The sequence below is a fragment of the Photobacterium sp. Hal280 genome, assembly GCF_037162255.1.
GTDB lineage: Bacteria > Pseudomonadota > Gammaproteobacteria > Enterobacterales > Vibrionaceae > Photobacterium.
Genome location: NZ_JARLUO010000005.1, coordinates 437,429 through 454,654, shown reverse-complemented (window position 1 = coordinate 454,654; position 17,226 = coordinate 437,429). Strand labels below are relative to the sequence as shown.

The 17,226-nt window shown below is 51.9% G+C and carries 21 protein-coding genes and 1 pseudogene; 8 read left to right on the top strand and 14 right to left on the bottom strand.

Annotation, left to right across the window (positions count from 1 at the left end):
- Positions 1-8: 8 nt before the first annotated feature.
- Positions 9-869 carry a 16S rRNA (cytidine(1402)-2'-O)-methyltransferase gene (gene rsmI / locus P4S53_RS11305; RefSeq protein ID WP_337112759.1) on the bottom strand — a complete coding sequence of 287 codons (861 nt, stop codon included), beginning with the start codon at positions 867-869 and terminating at the stop codon, positions 9-11.
- 61 nt (positions 870-930) lie between these two features.
- Here rsmI and P4S53_RS11300 point away from each other — a divergent pair, with 61 nt between their 5' ends.
- The 5 genes from P4S53_RS11300 to P4S53_RS11280 are packed head-to-tail and all read left to right on the top strand — an operon-like array spanning position 931 to position 4,244.
- Entirely contained in the window at positions 931-2,763 is a 1,833-nt protein-coding gene (locus P4S53_RS11300) for a penicillin-binding protein activator (protein WP_337112758.1), read from the top strand.
- Positions 2,741-2,878, top strand: a complete 138-nt coding sequence (locus tag P4S53_RS11295) for a hypothetical protein (RefSeq protein ID WP_337112757.1) — start codon at positions 2,741-2,743, stop codon at positions 2,876-2,878. Before P4S53_RS11300 ends, P4S53_RS11295 begins: the two co-directional genes overlap by 23 nt.
- Positions 2,875-3,114 carry a YraN family protein gene (locus tag P4S53_RS11290; protein ID WP_337112755.1) on the top strand — a complete coding sequence of 80 codons (240 nt, stop codon included), beginning with the start codon at positions 2,875-2,877 and terminating at the stop codon, positions 3,112-3,114. The genes P4S53_RS11295 and P4S53_RS11290 overlap by 4 nt, the downstream gene beginning before the upstream one ends.
- A gap of 3 nt (positions 3,115-3,117) precedes the next feature.
- The gene (locus P4S53_RS11285) at positions 3,118-3,708 is read left to right on the top strand and encodes a phosphoheptose isomerase (protein ID WP_027253687.1); all 591 of its coding nucleotides are present in this window, start codon (positions 3,118-3,120) and stop codon (positions 3,706-3,708) included.
- Between the two features lie 2 nt (positions 3,709-3,710).
- On the top strand, positions 3,711-4,244 hold the full coding sequence (locus P4S53_RS11280) for a BON domain-containing protein (RefSeq protein ID WP_337112754.1): 534 nt from the start codon (positions 3,711-3,713) through the stop codon (positions 4,242-4,244).
- A gap of 90 nt (positions 4,245-4,334) precedes the next feature.
- Here P4S53_RS11280 and sspB read toward each other — a convergent pair whose 3' ends face one another.
- From sspB to zapE, 8 genes and pseudogenes are all read right to left on the bottom strand, one after another.
- Complete coding sequence (gene sspB, locus P4S53_RS11275; protein WP_337114466.1) at positions 4,335-4,829, bottom strand: ClpXP protease specificity-enhancing factor; 495 nt, start codon at positions 4,827-4,829, stop codon at positions 4,335-4,337.
- Positions 4,829-5,467, bottom strand: a complete 639-nt coding sequence (sspA, locus tag P4S53_RS11270; RefSeq protein ID WP_027253690.1) for a stringent starvation protein SspA — start codon at positions 5,465-5,467, stop codon at positions 4,829-4,831. The genes sspB and sspA overlap by 1 nt, the downstream gene beginning before the upstream one ends.
- A gap of 86 nt (positions 5,468-5,553) precedes the next feature.
- A complete protein-coding gene (locus P4S53_RS11265; protein ID WP_337112753.1) occupies positions 5,554-6,291 on the bottom strand; it encodes a cytochrome c1 in 738 nt (245 codons plus the stop codon).
- Positions 6,288-7,553 (bottom strand): cytochrome b, encoded by a 1,266-nt coding sequence (locus tag P4S53_RS11260; RefSeq protein WP_027253692.1) that lies wholly within the window; start codon positions 7,551-7,553, stop codon positions 6,288-6,290. The genes P4S53_RS11265 and P4S53_RS11260 overlap by 4 nt, the downstream gene beginning before the upstream one ends.
- Positions 7,553-8,143, bottom strand: coding sequence for a ubiquinol-cytochrome c reductase iron-sulfur subunit (gene petA, locus P4S53_RS11255; protein ID WP_120513397.1), 591 nt, complete (start codon positions 8,141-8,143; stop codon positions 7,553-7,555). The genes P4S53_RS11260 and petA overlap by 1 nt, the downstream gene beginning before the upstream one ends.
- A gap of 489 nt (positions 8,144-8,632) precedes the next feature.
- Positions 8,633-9,025 (bottom strand): 30S ribosomal protein S9, encoded by a 393-nt coding sequence (gene rpsI, locus P4S53_RS11250; RefSeq protein WP_027253694.1) that lies wholly within the window; start codon positions 9,023-9,025, stop codon positions 8,633-8,635.
- A gap of 15 nt (positions 9,026-9,040) precedes the next feature.
- A complete protein-coding gene (gene rplM / locus P4S53_RS11245; protein ID WP_027253695.1) occupies positions 9,041-9,469 on the bottom strand; it encodes a 50S ribosomal protein L13 in 429 nt (142 codons plus the stop codon).
- A 218-nt stretch (positions 9,470-9,687) separates the two neighbouring features.
- Positions 9,688-10,790: pseudogene (gene zapE / locus P4S53_RS11240) on the bottom strand (cell division protein ZapE).
- Positions 10,791-10,999: 209 nt separating this feature from the next.
- Between zapE and zapG the strand changes: the two are divergent.
- The 3 genes from zapG to degS all read left to right on the top strand — a co-directional run bounded on the left by zapG (position 11,000) and on the right by degS (position 14,117).
- Positions 11,000-11,437, top strand: coding sequence for a Z-ring associated protein ZapG (gene zapG / locus P4S53_RS11235; protein ID WP_234203931.1), 438 nt, complete (start codon positions 11,000-11,002; stop codon positions 11,435-11,437).
- An 83-nt stretch (positions 11,438-11,520) separates the two neighbouring features.
- Positions 11,521-12,891 carry a Do family serine endopeptidase gene (locus P4S53_RS11230; RefSeq protein WP_337112751.1) on the top strand — a complete coding sequence of 457 codons (1,371 nt, stop codon included), beginning with the start codon at positions 11,521-11,523 and terminating at the stop codon, positions 12,889-12,891.
- A 161-nt stretch (positions 12,892-13,052) separates the two neighbouring features.
- The gene (degS, locus tag P4S53_RS11225) at positions 13,053-14,117 is read left to right on the top strand and encodes an outer membrane-stress sensor serine endopeptidase DegS (protein ID WP_337112750.1); all 1,065 of its coding nucleotides are present in this window, start codon (positions 13,053-13,055) and stop codon (positions 14,115-14,117) included.
- A 120-nt stretch (positions 14,118-14,237) separates the two neighbouring features.
- On the opposite strand, the gene murA is transcribed toward degS, so the two are convergent.
- Genes murA through mlaD form a run of 5 tightly spaced genes read right to left on the bottom strand, consistent with a single transcriptional unit; the run spans position 14,238 to position 17,226 of the window.
- Positions 14,238-15,494 (bottom strand): UDP-N-acetylglucosamine 1-carboxyvinyltransferase, encoded by a 1,257-nt coding sequence (murA, locus tag P4S53_RS11220; protein WP_337112749.1) that lies wholly within the window; start codon positions 15,492-15,494, stop codon positions 14,238-14,240.
- A gap of 10 nt (positions 15,495-15,504) precedes the next feature.
- Positions 15,505-15,759, bottom strand: coding sequence for a BolA family iron metabolism protein IbaG (gene ibaG, locus P4S53_RS11215; protein ID WP_027253701.1), 255 nt, complete (start codon positions 15,757-15,759; stop codon positions 15,505-15,507).
- A gap of 26 nt (positions 15,760-15,785) precedes the next feature.
- Positions 15,786-16,097 carry an STAS domain-containing protein gene (locus P4S53_RS11210; protein WP_337112748.1) on the bottom strand — a complete coding sequence of 104 codons (312 nt, stop codon included), beginning with the start codon at positions 16,095-16,097 and terminating at the stop codon, positions 15,786-15,788.
- A 2-nt stretch (positions 16,098-16,099) separates the two neighbouring features.
- Positions 16,100-16,735 (bottom strand): phospholipid-binding protein MlaC, encoded by a 636-nt coding sequence (gene mlaC / locus P4S53_RS11205; RefSeq protein ID WP_337112746.1) that lies wholly within the window; start codon positions 16,733-16,735, stop codon positions 16,100-16,102.
- Positions 16,736-16,746: 11 nt separating this feature from the next.
- Positions 16,747-17,226, bottom strand: coding sequence for an outer membrane lipid asymmetry maintenance protein MlaD (gene mlaD / locus P4S53_RS11200; protein ID WP_337112745.1), 480 nt, complete (start codon positions 17,224-17,226; stop codon positions 16,747-16,749).

Here is a 17,226-nt window from a genome sequence, read left to right as displayed (position 1 = left end):
TTCTGCACTTATTCCAGATTCTCCAGGCCCCATTTATAGAGCGCATTTTTCTTCACACCGTGAATCTCTGCCGCCATGGCCGCGGCCTTTTTCAACGGCAGTTCAGCAACCAGAATCTTTAATGTTCGCAGCGCTTCTGCAGGCAAGGCTTCTTTATCAACCCGGTGGCCAGCGACCAGCAGCACCATTTCCCCCCGGATACGGTTGCTGTCTTCGCCCAGCCAGGGGATCAGCTCACCTAACGGCGCACCATGAATGGTTTCAAAGGTTTTGGTCAGCTCACGAGCCAGCACCACGTGGCGCTCCGGACCCAGCACGGCCTGCATGTCCACCAGCGAATCAAGAATACGGTGCGGAGATTCATAAAAAATCAGAGTGCGCGGATCTTCAATCAGTTCCCGAAACGTATCCTGGCGCCCTTTGCTTTTGGCCGGCAGAAAGCCTTCAAAACTGAAGCGATCCGACGGCAGGCCCGAGGCACTCAGCGCGGTGATCACCGCACACGCCCCCGGCAGAGGCACAACTTTAACACCCGCCTGACGACAGCGAGTCACCAGATGGTATCCTGGATCGCTGATGAGAGGTGTACCGGCATCAGAGACCAGTGCGATACTGCTGCCCTGACGCAATTTTTCAATCAGCACATCCGCTTTCTGCTGTTCATTATGATCATGCAGTGCAAAGGTGCGGGTAGAGATGGCAAAGTGGGACAGCAGGCGTGAGGTATGGCGTGTGTCCTCAGCAGCAATTAAATCCACCTTGGCCAGAACATCCAGCGCGCGGTGGGTAATATCTGCTAAATTGCCGATCGGGGTCGGAACGATGTACAAAGTTGCGACATCCACCGAGCACGAATTGGTCTCACTCATTTGTCTATGATCTCATCTGCAATTAATATAGAGAGTAATTTGTCACAGTTGAATGAATTCAATGCTTAATTTTACCCATAAGCGCAAAAGTGTAACACGTATTCTGGCCCCTGTAGCCCTTGCCGTGATTCTGGCAGGCTGTTCAGCGCCAGGCACTCAGCCAACGTCTTACTCTGCGGATATTACGGTGCCTGCCTCTGACTCCGCTGCCAGCTACCTGCTCAAGGCAGAGTCGTCTGAAGGTGCAGCGAGCATTGACTGGCACATACTGGCTCTTAAAGCACTGATCAAAGAAGGCCGCTGGCCGCAGGCGGATCAGCAAGCCAATAAACTGGCCGGCATGAACCTGTCTCCGGTGCAAATGGCTGAATGGCAGTTAGCGCGAGCATCCCTGCGCTACCAGCAAGGCCAGCCCAAAACTGCGCTGGAGACGCTGAACTTCCTGCCCTGGTGGACCCTGGCCGACAGCCAGTACCGCCGCTACCACCTACTGCGTGCCGAGCTGTTAACGCAGACGGAGCAACACTTCGCCGCCGCCAGGGAGCGCACAGCGCTGTCACAGTATCTCAACAGCAGCGAAAAAGAGGTCAACTGGCAGAATCTGTGGCAGGACTTGTCTCAGTATAATAACCACCAGCTGAAAGCCGCCAGCATCAGTGCGGATGAAACCGTCCTGCAAGGCTGGGTGGCACTCAGCATGATCAAAAATGCTTCTGCTCAGCGCCCGGTCAAGCTGAAATCCGAGGTCGAACAATGGCTGCAAAGCCACCCTGAGCACCCGGCCAACAGTTACCTGCCCAAAGAACTGCAGGCCATCATGAGCCTGGAAGTGGTCGCGCTGGAGAAAGTCGCACTCCTGCTGCCTTTGTCTGGCAAATTCGAAAGCCAGGGCAAAGCCGTTCGCGATGGCTTCCTCAATGCCATGCTGGAAGATACCGAGCGTAACCCCAATACCGAGCTGTCGATTTACGATACAGAATCCGAACCTATGTTCAGTATTGTCAACAAGCTTCAGCAAGACGACATTCAACTGGTAATTGGCCCGCTTCAAAAAGAAAAAATCACCGAATTCCAGTCTACCGAAGGCGGTAATGTCACAGAGCTGGCGCTCAATGAGCCGCAGAATCTGGATCTGAGCCAGCCCAACACCTGCTATTTCTCCTTATCCCCCGAGCAGGAAGCCGAGCAAGCCGCACAGCATTTATATGCCAAAGGCCACCGCAGCCCCATGGTCATGGCACCGGCCAATGACTTTGGCCGACGGGTCAGCCAGGCGTTCATGACGAAATGGGAAACACTGACCGGCACCCAAGCAGAACGCCAGACCTTTGGCTCCAGCCGTGAAATTCAGAACCAGATGGCGGCCGTATTTGGCTTAACCGACAGCCGGACCCGCAGCCAGCAAATGGAGCAGGTGCTGGGTATGTCGCTGGAAACCCAGGCCCGCAGTCGCCGCGATACCGATGCGGTGTACCTGATTGCCAACCGGAATGAAGTGACCTTGCTCAAGCCCTTTATCGAAGTGGCGATCAATCCGGATGTCACGCCGCCAAAACTGTATGCCAGCTCACGGACTAACCCGGACAACAACGCCAACGTCAGTGAACTGTCCGGCATTGAATTTAGTGATATCCCGCTGCTCGCTGCGCCGGATCAGCCCTTCATGGAACAGTTTGAACAGCTGTGGCCGGGGCAGAAAAACAGCGCCATCCGGCTCCATGCTTTTGGGATGGATGCCTACCGGATGATCACTGAACTGCCGCAGATGAAAGTGGTGGAGCATTACAGCACCCAAGGTAAAACCGGCCAGCTGAGCATAGACGATCATTGTGTTGTTCAGCGTCAGTTAGACTGGGCGGTATTCACACCCAATGGCATTGCACCTGTTCAATAAGCGCCGTCAGGGGTACCATTACGAGTCACTGGCCGAGCAGTATCTGCAACGCCAGGGACTTTCTGCCATTGCCCGCAACGTTCACTGCCGGGGGGTGAGCTTGATCTCATCATGAAAGACGGTGATTGCTGGGTATTTGTCGAGGTAAAGTACCGTGCCCATAACCGTTTCGGTTCTGCGGCCGAGGCCGTCAATTGGCGCAAGCTGCTGCGCATGAAGCGAGCCGCACTGTACTGGCTGCATTCAAAAGGCATGGCTGCCGAACACTGCCAGCTGCGTTTCGATGTTGTCACCATAGAAGGGACTGACCACGCAATCTCGTGGCTGACCAACACTTTAGTTGAAGAGTAAAACATGCTAGAGAGCATTAAAGAAAACTTTACCGAAAGCATCCAGACACAAATTGCAGCGGCTGAAGCATTGCCCGACGCCATTTCCCGCTCTGCCCAGGTGATGGTGCAAAGCCTGCTGAACGGCAACAAGATCCTGTGCTGCGGTAACGGGGGGTCCGCCTCGAATGCCCAGCATTTCGCATCCTGTCTGATTAACCGCTTTGAAACCGAACGTCCCAGTCTGCCGGCACTCGCGCTCACCGCAGACACCACCACGCTGACGGCGGTGGCGAACGATTATCATCAGGATGAAATTTTCTCCAAGCAGATCCGCGCCCTGGGTCAGCCGGGCGACATCCTGCTGGTGTTCTCTACCAGCGGAAACAGCAAAAACATCATCAAAGCCATGGAAGCTGCCCTGACCCGTGACATGAACATCATCGCGATGACGGGTAAAGACGGCGGCGTGATGGCCGGACTGCTGGGTGTGCAGGATGTCGAGATCAGAATTCCGTCGCAGCGTACCGCCCGTATCCAGGAAGGCCACCTGCTGACGGTGCACTGTCTGTGTGATCTGATTGACCAGATTCTTTTCCCGCAACACGAAGGGTGATCATGCAACGCTTGCTTCTTATTTTGATGCTGTCCTTACTGATTCAAGGTTGCGGGGCCATACTGCAAACCGATCCCCGCAGCGGGCAACAGCAATGGCAGGATCAGCACATTACGATGCAAATTGGTGGCTTAGTCAATAAGCCGCCTTATCAGGGCAAAGTCAGGGTCAATGCAATCTCGACTGAAGGCCGGGTACTGCTGGTTGGCCAGGCGGTGGATCAAGCCACTGCCGGGCAATTAGCGGATGCCGTTCAAGAGCTGGCTAGCGTGAAAGATGTCTATAACCAGCTTCAGATCGGCCCGCTCCCTACACTGTCTGATGTCGGTCTTGACAGCTGGTTAACCACCAAAGTGAAAGCACAGCTGATCGCCAGTAAAAAATTGCGTGATTCAGCGGTACAGGTGGCAACGGAAAACCAGCGGGTTTACCTGCTCGGCTTTGTAACCAGAGAGCAAGGCAATATTGCCGCGGATGTCGCACGCAATGTGAAAGGGGTTAAACACGTGATCAAAGCGTTTGAATACACAGACTGAGCCACGTCAGCGGTATTCAGAAAGCATCAGATAAAGAAAAACGCAGTGCTCCGGAAGAAACACTGCGTTTTTTATGTCCGTCAAAGTGGATTACTTAACCACTGTGAGGCTTGGACGACCGCGTGGACGAGGTGGTTCTTCCTCTGAGGCAAGCTCTTCGACTGCATCAGTCAGACTGACCGGTGACAAATGCTCTTCATCACCGACAGCATCTGCTGCGCCAAACATGCCCTCTTGCTCGCTGTTTGCCATTTCATAACCGGGTTCTGGTTCAAACATAGTGCCTGCGCCATTTTCCCGTGCATAAAGAGCCAATACAGCCGCAAGAGGCACTGCTACAGCATGCGGACGACCACCAAAACGGGCATTGAAGCGCACTGCATCATTGCCCAGTTCAAGGTTACCGACAGCACGTGGCGCAAGGTTCAGCACAATTTGTCCATTACTGACAAATTCCTGCGGAACCTGCACATCAGGCAGTGTTGCATCAACGACCAGATGCGGAGTCAGATCATTATCCACAAGCCAGTCATAGAAAGCCCGCACCAGATAAGGTCGGCGCGGGGTCATCTCGGCCATCTCCATCACTGACCAGCCAGACGCATTTCGCGCTCAGCTTCTGTCAGCGATGCAAGGAATGAATCACGTTCGAAAACGCGCGTCATGTATGCCTTCACTTCTTTCGAACCCGCACCGTTCAGCTCAATACCCATGGAAGGTAAACGCCACAGTAACGGCGCCAGATAGCAGTCGACCAGGCTGAATTCTTCGCTCATGAAGTACGGAAACTCAGCGAATACCGGTGACAGCGCCAGCAGCTCTTCACGCAGTTGTTTACGCGCTTTATCCGCTTCATCAGCTGTGCCTTTCTGCACTTTTTCCGCCAATGAATACCAGTTACGCTCAATGCGATACATCATCAGGCGGCTGTTACCACGAGCAACCGGATACACAGGCATCAGAGGCGGGTGAGGAAAGCGCTCATCCAGGTATTCCATAATAATGCCGGCCTGATACAGAGCCAGTTCACGATCCACCAGAGTTGGAACAGAATTATATGGATTCAGGTCAAGCAGATCCTCAGGTAGGTTGTCTGGTTCAACCAGCTCAATCTCAACACTTACACCTTTTTCTGCAAGTACAATACGCACCTGATGGCTATACATATCCGAAGCATCAGAATACAGCGTCATCACAGAGCGTTTATTGGCAGCTACAGCCATCAACCCCTCCAGTATACTCATATACACAAAAAGCAACGGGGGCTCTTGCCCCCATTGCGAGTTTCTTAACGCACTAGATTACCCGATCAATGGACATCGCGCCAATATTCTTTCTTCAGCAGCAAGGCCAGAACAAAGAAGATAACGATAAAGCCCATCACCCACAGGCCCAGACGCTGACGTTCCAGCTTCATCGGTTCTGCCGAGTATTCAAGGAAGTTAACCAAATCACGAACCACTGCGTCATATTCTTCAGGGCTCAGTTCACCATTCCCTTCAGTTTCCAGGCCAACAAACTCCTGTACTTCCTGACCATCAATGGTGCGTGTCTCAAACACTTTACGTGGCGTGCCCTGCAGTTCCTCCAGCACGTGTGGCATACCCACACTTGGGAAGATCAGGTTGTTGACACCAAACGGACGGCTTGGATCGGCGTAGAAAGAACGCAGATAGGTATACAGCCAGTCAGCTCCACGCACACGGGCGACCAGAGTCAGATCCGGCGCCGGGGCACCAAATGACGCCGCGGCGTAATCTTCTGAGATTGCATTGGTCATCAGATCGCCGATCTTGGCATTTTCATCAAAGATCAGGTTTTCCATCATCAGGTCAGCCGGGATATCCAGATCTTCCGCAACACGCTGGTAACGCTGATACTGAGTGGCATGACAACCAAAACAATAGTTAACAAAAGTACGTGCACCGCGCTGCAGTGAAGCTTCGTCCGACAAATCATTGTTTGCCGCATCAAGGTGAACATTACCACCGGCAGCCATTGCCAGAGACGGCAACAGAGCCAGCAGCATAACCATCAGCTTTTTCATTTGAATGTGACCCTCTCTGGTAGCGGTTTCGTCGCCTCATTCTTGCTGTAAAAATACAGCAGCACGAAGAACATGAAGTAACCGAGACTGAAGATCTGCGCCATCAAGGTGTATACCGCAGTGGCAGGAAGCGCCCCCAGAATACCCAATGCAATGAAGCAGACAGTGAACTGAGCGATGTTTGCCAGGTGCAGCTTACTGCGGTAACGGTAAGAACGCACTTTGCAGCGATCCAACCAAGGCAGCAAAAACAGCATAACAATGGACAGGCCCATCGCAATTACACCCAGCAGTTTGTCAGGAACCGCACGCAAAATCGCATAGAAAGGCGTGAAGTACCATACAGGTGCAATGTGTTCCGGTGTCTTCAGCGGGTTAGCCGCTTCAAAGTTAGGTGGCTCAAGGAAATAGCCGCCCATCTCAGGGTTAAAGAAAATCACATAGCTGAACAAGAAAGCAAAGATAGCCACACCAACGAGATCTTTCACCGTACCGTAAGGATGGAACGGCACTGAATCAATGATGTCGTACTTATTGGTGTAGTACTCGTGGAACTTGAATCGAGACTGGTAGTTGTCACCTTTCGCGCCTTTTGGCAGCTTGGTTTCAATACCATCCGGGTTGTTCGAACCCACTTCGTGCAGCGCCAGAATGTGCAGCACAATCAGCAGCAGCAGAACAATCGGCAATGCAATCACATGCAGTGCAAAGAAACGGTTCAGTGTGGCACCGGAGATCACGTAGTCACCGCGAATCCACAGAGTCAGATCATCACCGATGACAGGAATAGCACCAAACAGAGAAATGATAACCTGGGCACCCCAGTAAGACATCTGACCCCAAGGCAGCAGATAGCCCATAAAGGCTTCAGCCATCAGTACCAGGAAAATCAGCATGCCGAACAGCCACAGCAATTCACGCGGCTTTTTGTAGGAACCGTAAATCAGGCCACGGAACATATGCAGGTATACCACAACAAAGAACGCCGAAGCGCCCGTGGAGTGCATATAACGCAGCAGCCAGCCGTAATCTACATCACGCATGATGTATTCCACAGAGGCAAAGGCACCATCACCTGATGGAACATAGTTCATGGTCAGCCAGATCCCGGTCAGGATTTGGTTAACCAGAACCAGCATGGCCAGTGAGCCAAACAGATACCAGAAGTTAAAGTTCTTCGGCATCGGATATTCAGACATATGCTTTTTATAAGCATTCATCACTGGCAGACGTTTTTCAATCCAACCCAGCAAGCCTTCCATTATGCCGTCTCCTCATCTTGACCCACTAAAATCGTGTTGTCGTTCAGGAACATATGAGGCGGTATCACCAGGTTAAGCGGTGCTGGCACCCCTTGGAAAACCCGACCAGCCATATCAAATTTAGAACCGTGGCAAGGACAGAAAAAGCCAGCTGGTACGCCACTGACCTGCTCATTGAAACTGTCCGGCAGGTAAGTTGGAGAACAGCCAAGGTGGGTACAGATCCCGACGGCAAGAAAGATTTCAGGTTTTACTGAACGGTATTGGTTTTGTGCGTAAGCAGGCTGCTGAGGTTCAGTGGCCTGCGGATCACGCAGTCGATCATCGTGTGTCGGCAGCTCATCCAAAATAGCCTGGCTACGGCGTACGACCCATACAGGTTTGCCTCGCCATTCTACGCGGATCATCTGGCCTTCTTCTAATTTACTGATATCAACTTCAACTGGTGCGCCCGCAGCCTTGGCTTTGGCGCTAGGATTCCAGGATTTGATAAAGGGTACGGCGACAGCGACTGCACCTAAGCCTCCAACAACCGAGGTCGTCGCAGTCAGGAAGCGGCGTCGGCCGTTACTTACTGGCGCTTTGCTCATCCAACATTCTCCCATGTGCTCCCGCTCAGGATTATTCTTTCCATCTGCGTCCCTGGAGCTTACGGCTAACTTTCTACGGAAAGACTCAACAGCTTATTGATTAAGAATTTTCATGCTGCTATTTATCGCGGCAAATGATAAAGAAAACCCCACTTTAAGACAAGGTAAACACCACAAATGTGAGAGATTTGTGGGGATAATTTCCCGGGTCGTCAAGATGAAAAAATGCAAACTATGGTGCCAATTATTCAACTCTTTTTGATAAAGCCCCTGATTGTACCGACAAAACAGCATGAAGGTCCTGACAAGGGCTACGGTTCAGAATAAATCACGCCATACCGTGACTTGTGCCGGCCGCAGTACTGAACCTTGCAAGCGCTCCGACGGCCAGCCATCTGACAACCCGCTGAGCGAATAAACGCAAAAAGCCCAGCACAATGGCTGGGCTTTGATGTACACAGTAACCAGAGAAATCTCTGGTGCGTTGAATTAACGCTTAGAGAACTGTGGACGACGACGTGCTTTACGCAGACCAACTTTCTTACGTTCAACGCGACGTGCGTCACGAGTAACGTAGCCAGCGGCACGCAGAGCAGGACGTAAAGTCTCATCGTACTCCATAAGAGCGCGAGTGATACCGTGACGGATCGCACCAGACTGACCAGTGATACCACCACCTTTAACAGTGATGTACAGATCCAGTTTCTCAGTCATATCAACCAGCTCAAGCGGTTGACGAACAACCATGCGAGCTGTTTCGCGGCCGAAATACTCTTCGATGCTGCGCTTGTTGATTACGATGTTGCCAGTACCCGGTTTTACGAAAACGCGAGCAGCTGAGCTTTTGCGGCGGCCAGTGCCGTAGTATTGATTCTCTGCCATTGTCATGTTCCCCAATTAGATGTCTAGAACTTGTGGCTGCTGTGCAGCGTGGTTGTGCTCGCTACCTGCGTAAACTTTCAGTTTACGGTACATAGCACGGCCTAGAGGACCTTTAGGAAGCATGCCTTTAACAGCAATTTCGATGATCGCTTCTGGCTTTTTCTCCAGCAGCTTGTCGAAGCTGATAGTTTTCAGACCGCCGATGTAGCCAGTGTGACGGTGATACATCTTATCAGTACGCTTAGCGCCAGTCACTGCGACTTTCTCAGCGTTGATAACAACGATGTAGTCACCGGTGTCAACGTGAGGAGTGTACTCAGGCTTGTGCTTACCACGCAGACGAGATGCGATTTCAGTTGCCAGACGACCCAGTGTTTTACCTTCAGCGTCAACAACATACCAGTCACGTTTTACAGTTTCTGGTTTAGCAACGAAAGTTTTCATGCTAATTCTTACCCAATTTTAAATAGTTTCACTTTCCAAGAACGCAAAGCGCTCTCTCTGTATATAGAGCCCAGTCATCACCCCTTCGAGTGGTTGGCACTCCCGGCATAACGCCGTCACAGGTACGGTGGGTCGCGAGAGTATACGGAAGCATGGGGAAAAAATCACCTTTTTTTCCAAAAAGTTCAGCAATTTTTCCTGGGAAAATTGCCCTTCCATTAAGCCAGATGCGGCCTGGCCAGATATTCATGGCTCTGCATTTCAATCAGACGAGAGCAACAGCGCTTAAATTCAAAGCTCAGGCGCCCGGATTGATACAGTCTATCCATTTCAACTTCCGCCGAAATGATCAGCTTGACATGACGCTCGTAAAACTCATCGACCATGGCAATAAAGCGGCGGGCGGCGTCATCGTCTTTTTCAGTCAGCACAGGTACGTCAGACAAAAGGACACTGTGATAGGTATGCGCGATATCCATATAGTCTGACTGACTGCGCGCCCCGCGGCACAGCGCATCAAAGGTAAAATGCACCACCCCTTCCGCTTCATGGCGGGTAGCAATCGGCCTGTCATTGATCAGTATGTCCTGGCCCTCATGCCGGGGAGCTGCGGATAACTGCATGAAATAGCGGTGCATATTCTCTTCTGCGCTGGCATCGAGCGGCCAGTGGTAAATTTCAGCCTGCTCCAGTGTCCGCAGGCGGTAGTCGACACCCGAATCGACATTCACCACTTCACAGTGTTCTTGAATTAACGCAATGGCAGGCAGGAAACGCGCGCGCTGCAGGCCATTCCGGTACAGTTGATCCGGCGGAATGTTCGAGGTAGCCACCAGGGTAATTCCGCGGCGGAACAGGGCCTCAAACAAGGTGCCCAGTATCATGGCATCGGTGATATCTGAGACAAAAAACTCATCAAAACAAATGATGTCCGTTTCCTGCTTAAACCTGTCAGCAACCTTTTCCAGCGGATCGCTCTGGCTGCCAAGCGACTGCATTTCTTTATGAACGCGGTGCATGAAACGGTGGAAATGCATCCGCATTTTCCGCTCCGTCGGCAGGCAGTCGAAGAAGGTGTCGACCAGGTAGGTTTTGCCACGTCCGACGCCCCCCAGAAGTACAAACCTCTGACCGGTTTGACCGGTTCAGCGCTCTGACGTTTGAACAGCCGGCTCACCAGAGAAGATTTTCTGGGCTCTGGTTGCGGGGCCTGCATGCGATGATAAAGATCATTGAGGTGAGAAACCGCCATTGCCTGGGCGGCATCAGGCAAAAAGCCCGGTTTTTTCAGATCTTCTTGATAGCGTTGTTCTGGTGTCATCCTCATCCTGCTCAGTCACCGTTAGCCGTGCGCCCGGTGACAAATGTGCCGGACTCACAGCGTCTAATATGTCCATCTTTGGTCGTAGATAGTACCACGACACTTCATGTGCATGTATAGTAACTAGATAACCACCCAATAAGCACATAACGCTTTTGAGATAACAAAACAGGTCAACCTGTTGTACTCACAGTCACAAGGAGTTTTTCATGGCTTGGATCTACGCGATTTTGATTTTCGCAGCCGGCGCTCTGGTCGGTGCCTTTGCCGCCCGTTTGGGGAACAAAAACCTGAAACAACAGAAAGAATTGCAAAAAGAACTCGATAAAACCAAATACCAACTGGAGCAATACCGCCAGGAACTGGTTGATCATTTCGCCCGCAGCTCTGACCTGCTGGATAATCTGGCAAAAGATTACAGCAAACTATACGAACATATGGCAAAAACCTCTGCAGAACTGATGCCCAATTTACCGGAACAGGATAACCCCTTCTCTCAGCGCATCAGCACACTCACGCCAATCGCTGATGAGCCAGAAGCCGAAGCCGTCGAGCTGGACCCGCATCAGCCTCGCGATTATGCCAACGGCGCGTCCGGCCTGTTGCGTGCTGAGCGGAAACAAGCAGAAGCAGCAAAAGCCAGTTAAGAATTGTTACAAATTTGACATTTGTAGGAACTTTTCTCCGGTTTACAAGTCACAATTAGCACTTGTTAAACCGGAGTTGAGTAATGATGAAAAAACCTTTACTTGTAATGACTGCGCTGGCGTTAAGTATTAGCGCAGTGATGTCCCCAATCACAGCTTCCGCCGCGCTTCCTTTGGCTGTCAATGATCAACAACTTCCCAGCCTCGCTCCCATGCTGGAGCAAGTGACCCCTGCTGTGGTCAGCATCGCAGTAGAAGGCAAACATGTTGCCAAACAAAGAATTCCCGACTCATTCCGCTATTTCTTCGGCCCGGACTTCCCGAGTGAACAAGTGCAAGAACAACCATTCCGCGGACTGGGATCCGGGGTCATTATTGATGCAGATAAAGGCTATGTGGTGACCAACCACCACGTCATTGACGGCGCCGATAAAATTCTGGTTCAGTTGCATGACGGCCGGGAGGTCAAAGCTGAGCTGATAGGCAGTGACAAAATGTCAGACATTGCCTTGTTGCGTCTGGACAACACCAAAAACCTGAAAGCCATCAAAGTTGCCGACTCGGATCAATTACGCGTCGGAGATTTCACCGTTGCCATTGGTAACCCGTTCGGACTCGGTCAGACAGTCACATCCGGTATTGTCTCAGCACTCGGGCGCAGCGGGCTGAATATCGAAAATTTTGAAAACTTTATTCAGACCGATGCCGCCATCAACAGCGGAAACTCAGGCGGTGCGTTGGTCAACCTCAATGGTGAACTCATTGGTATCAATACCGCGATTCTGGGTCCCAACGGCGGTAACGTCGGCATTGGTTTTGCCATTCCGGCCAATATGGTGAAAAACCTGACCAGCCAGATTCTGGAATTTGGCAAAGTGAAACGTGGCGTGCTGGGCGTTCAGGGCGGTGAGCTGACCTCAGAACTGGCGGAAGCCTTTGGGTACGAAACCAATCACGGTGCATTCGTCAATCAGGTCATGCCCGGTTCCGCGGCTGAAAAAGCCGGCCTGAAGGCGGGTGACATCATCGTGTCCGTCAACGATAAAGAAATTCGCACCTTCAACGAGTTACGTGCCAAAATTGCCACACTCGGCGCAGGAAAGAACGTCAACTTAGGCGTACTGCGTGACGGAAAAGCAAAAGATTTCAGCGTCACCTTGCAAGAAGCCGAGATGAGTAACCTCAAAGCCGATCACCTGCATGAAAGTCTGGCCGGTGCCGAGTTCAGCAATACTACGGCTGACGACCAAATCAAAGGGGTGAAAGTCACCAAGATTGACCCTCAGTCACTGGCAGCCCGCTATGGCCTGAAAGAAGGTGACATCATTATTGGTCTCAACCGCCAGCCGATTGCTAATCTGGGGCAACTGCGCAAAGCCCTTGATAGCAAGCCATCCGTGCTGGCGCTGGAAATCAGACGAGGTAATAACGAGCTTTACCTCATTATCCGCTGACGCAAACGAGTCCGGGCAACTGCCCGGACTGTTTTTCCTGCGGCATTTCTGCCATCTCCTTCCCGCTTCGACTTGTTGATAACTGGATGTAAATGCTATTCTCAATCGGTTTTTAACCTTTTGCTTTAATGGTAAAGCTTGAGTCAATCAGGGGAGCATCAATGCTGGCATTTTTAGGTCGATCCGCCTTCATGGGCGTGCTGACGGCTGGAGTCTTGCTACTTGCTTTCCCCAGCCTGCGCAGCCAGATGTTTTCTCCGGATGCCGCGCTCAATGGCCAGCCCGATGTGCCGCAGCAAATTTCCTTCAGTTATGCCGTCCGCCGTGCCTCCCCTGCCGTCGTGAATATTTATAACCGTCGCTACAATGCTGAAGACCGCCTGCAATTAAGCACTCAGGGCCTGGGTTCAGGCGTCATCATGAGTGATAAGGGCTACATAGTGACCAACTATCACGTGGTTGCCGAAGCGGATCAGGTGATCGTGGCCCTGCAGGATAGCCGCATCTTTACCGCCCAGCTGATAGGCAAAGACAGGCGCACCGATATCGCGGTACTGAAAATCCAGGCCGAGAACCTGCCTGTCATTCCACTGAACCCGGATTATCCCCCTGCGGTGGGTGACGTAGTTCTGGCCATTGGTAACCCCTATAATCTGGGACAGACCACCACCTACGGGATCATCTCTGCCACCGGGCGCTCCGGCATGAGCTTCTATGGCCGGCAGGATTTTCTTCAGACCGATGCGGCAATCAACGAAGGTAACTCAGGTGGTGCGCTGGTCAACACCCGTGGTGAGCTGGTCGGTATCAACACCGCTTCTTTTCAGCAGGCGACCGACATTGAAACCTACGGGATTTCCTTTGCCATTCCCTACCAGCTCACACAAAAGATCATGAATAAACTCATCGCAGATGGTCGGGTGATCCGCGGTTATATCGGTATTGACGGCCGTGAAATCAATCCGGTGATGGCGCGTCTGTATGATGCGGAGCAAGTCAGAGGGATCATCGTGATGGGCATGGATCCTGAGGGTCCGGCATCCAAAGCTGGCTTTAAGGTTCAGGATATTCTGGTTGAGATTGACGGCAAGCCGGTGACAGATATGCGTAATGTGCTGGATATAGTCACTGAGCTGCGCCCTGGCACCTATGTCGATATGACGGTGCTGCGCAACGGTAAACCGAAGAAGTTAACTGTCCTGATTGGCGATGAGCCGGACAGATAAGCAGAAAGCAGAAAGCAGAAAGCAGAAAGCAGAAAGCAGAAAAAGAATAGCGAGACAGGATCAGCAGACAATGTCCAGGCACTGAAAGCAGTGACTGGACATTCAGATTACTTTGGCAGCTTACTCGCTGAAGCGCTCAATCTTCATTCCCAGACCACGCAGCTTCTCTTCGATATGCTCGTAGCCACGGTCAATGTGATAAATACGATCAACAATCGTCTCACCTTTGGCGATGTTGCCGGCGATCACCAGACTGGCTGAGGCACGCAGATCGGTTGCCATCACCTGAGCGCCGCTCAATCCGTCAGTATCACCACAAATCACAGTGTTACCTTCGATTTCAGCATGCGCCCCCATACGGATGAGCTCAGGAATGTGCATGAAGCGGTTTTCAAAGATCGTTTCGGTAATGATGCCGGTCCCTTTGGCAACCAGATTCAGCAAAGAGAACTGAGCCTGCATATCGGTCGGGAAACCAGGGTGTGGCGCAGTGCGGATATTGACTGCGGTCAGCTCGCGACCTGTCATGTCCAGGCTGATCCAATCGTCACCGGTCTCAATCAAGGCACCGGATTCTTCCAGTTTTGCCAATGCTGCTTCAAGTAGCGAAGGACGGGTGTTACGACACACCACTTTTCCGCCAGAAATCGCTGCAGCGACCAGGAAGGTACCGGTTTCAATGCGATCCGGCAGCACTTCATGATAACCACCGCCCAGACGCTCAACACCTTCGATCACAATCGTATCTGTGCCGGCACCCGAGATTTTCGCCCCCAGGGTATTGAGGAAATCGGCCGTATCGACAATTTCCGGCTCACGGGCGGCATTTTCAATCACGGTTTTGCCTTGTGCCAGCGTCGCCGCCGACATGATGGTCACAGTCGCGCCAACGCTGACCTTATCCATCACGATGTGAGCGCCTTTCAGACGGCCCGCCACTTCGGCTTTCACATAGCCTTCTTCCAGGGTAATCGTCGCCCCCAGTTGTTCCAGGCCATGAATGTGCAAATCAACCGGACGGGCACCAATCGCACAGCCCCCTGGCAGCGACACCTGGCCCTTGCCGAAGCGGGCCACCAGAGGCCCCAGCGCCCAAATAGAAGCGCGCATGGTTTTCACCAGGTCGTAAGGGGCGCAATATTCATTGATATGGCTGGCATCGACATAGACAGAGCCATTACGCTCCACTTTTGCGCCTAAACGGCTCAGCAGTTCCATCGTGGTATCAATATCACGCAACTTAGGAACATTGCCGACTTCAACCGGCTCTTCGGCCAGCAATGAAGCAAACAAAATTGGCAGGGCAGCATTTTTTGCGCCCGAAATCGCGACTTCGCCGCGGAGTGGGCCATTGCCCTGAATTCGAAACTTCTGCATTGGTTATCTCTTACAAAGACATCAGCTTCTTGTCACGCGCCCACTCTTCGGGAGTGTAGGCTTTGATTGACAAGGCATGAATGGCATTACTGGCAATATGCGACATCAAAGGTGCATAGACGGCCTGCTGTTTTTTCACACGGCTCATGCCGTCAAACATTGCACCGACAGCAATCACCTGATAGTGGCTGCCTTCGCCATTCACTATGACTTCATCCAGCTCCAACGCATTTTCAAGAATTTGTTTAATTTCAGATATTTCCACAAGCTATCCTCTACTTGAGCTGTTGATCATTCCAGGCAGGCAGCCAGCACAGTGTCGACATGACTAAGACGGAGCAGGGTTAACAATTGTTGCGGCACGCCTTGCAGCACCAGATGACGTCCTGCCTGAGTGAGTTCCCGGTGCAAATGCAGCAGCATCACCATACCCGCAGAGTCTACCCGAGTCAGGTCAGACAGTTCGATCGTGACCTTAGCATCTTGTGGCATCCATTCACGTCTTTGCTGCCAAAAGGCTGGCACTGTGTCACGTTCCAGCACTCCTGACAAGCGGTAATGGCCATTTTCCTGCACCTGCCAATGGACGGCGGGATTCCCCATGGTCATTTTTCCTCAGGTTTGATTGGCTTAGCCGCCAGAGCACGTAAATCCTGCGTGACCTTGTCGACACCCTGCGTGCGCAGTTGCCCGCTCCATTCACTCTGTTTGGTTGAAATCATACTGACCCCTTCGGCCACCATGTCGTAACCTTGCCACTCATTGGTCTGCTTATTCTTACGCAGTTTGAAATCCAGACGGATCGGCGGACGTTGCGCATCCAGAATATCGACACGGATAGACACGATAGAACTGCTGGCCGGCACCGACTTAACCGGCTCCATCCGAATCTCCTGATCCGTGTACTGAGTCAGTACCTGAGCATAAGAGGCGACCAGATAATCAGTAAATGCATTCACAAAGTTATTACGCTGCTCTTTGGTCGTCTGCTTCAACTGCGGCCCCAGCACTTTATAAGCGGCATAACGGGTGTTGATATAAGGCAGCAGTTCCTGACGAACCACAGTGCGTAAATAGTCAGGGTTACGCTGAATCTGGGCCTGCTCAGATTTAAGACGGGCAAATGTCTGTTGCGACACGGCCTGCATCAATTTATAAGGGTCGGTTTTATCTACAGTCGCAGCGCTGGCAAAGAGCGGTATACACGCTATCGTCAGGCATAAAATTTTCAAAAATTTCATTGTACTCTTCCTTATTTCTCGCCGTCGTTACCGATGCTGTACAGCACCTGGCCAATCATGTCTTCCAGCACCAGTGCCGATTTGGTGTCTTCAATGAAGTCACCGTCATCCAGCATCACAATACCTTCGTCAACAAAGCCCGGAGACAGCCCGAGGTACTGCTCGCCCAGTAAGCCTGAAGTAAGAATGGCAGCGGAACTGGTTTCTGGAAAGTAACCGTATTTTTTCTCAATCGCGAGTGTCACTACGGGGACATAAGACTCTGTATCCAGGGTAATATTGCTCACCGTGCCTATGGTCACACCGCCTACTTTAACCGGTGAACGAACCTTCAAGCCGCCAATATTATCAAACCGCGCCTTCAGGTCGTAAGATTCAGAACTCCCGAAGCTTTTCACATCCGCCACTTTGAATACCAGCACCAGCAACGCCACAATCCCTGCTAAAACGAAGCTGCCGACCCAAAGTTCTAATTGTCTGTTCTGTTGCAT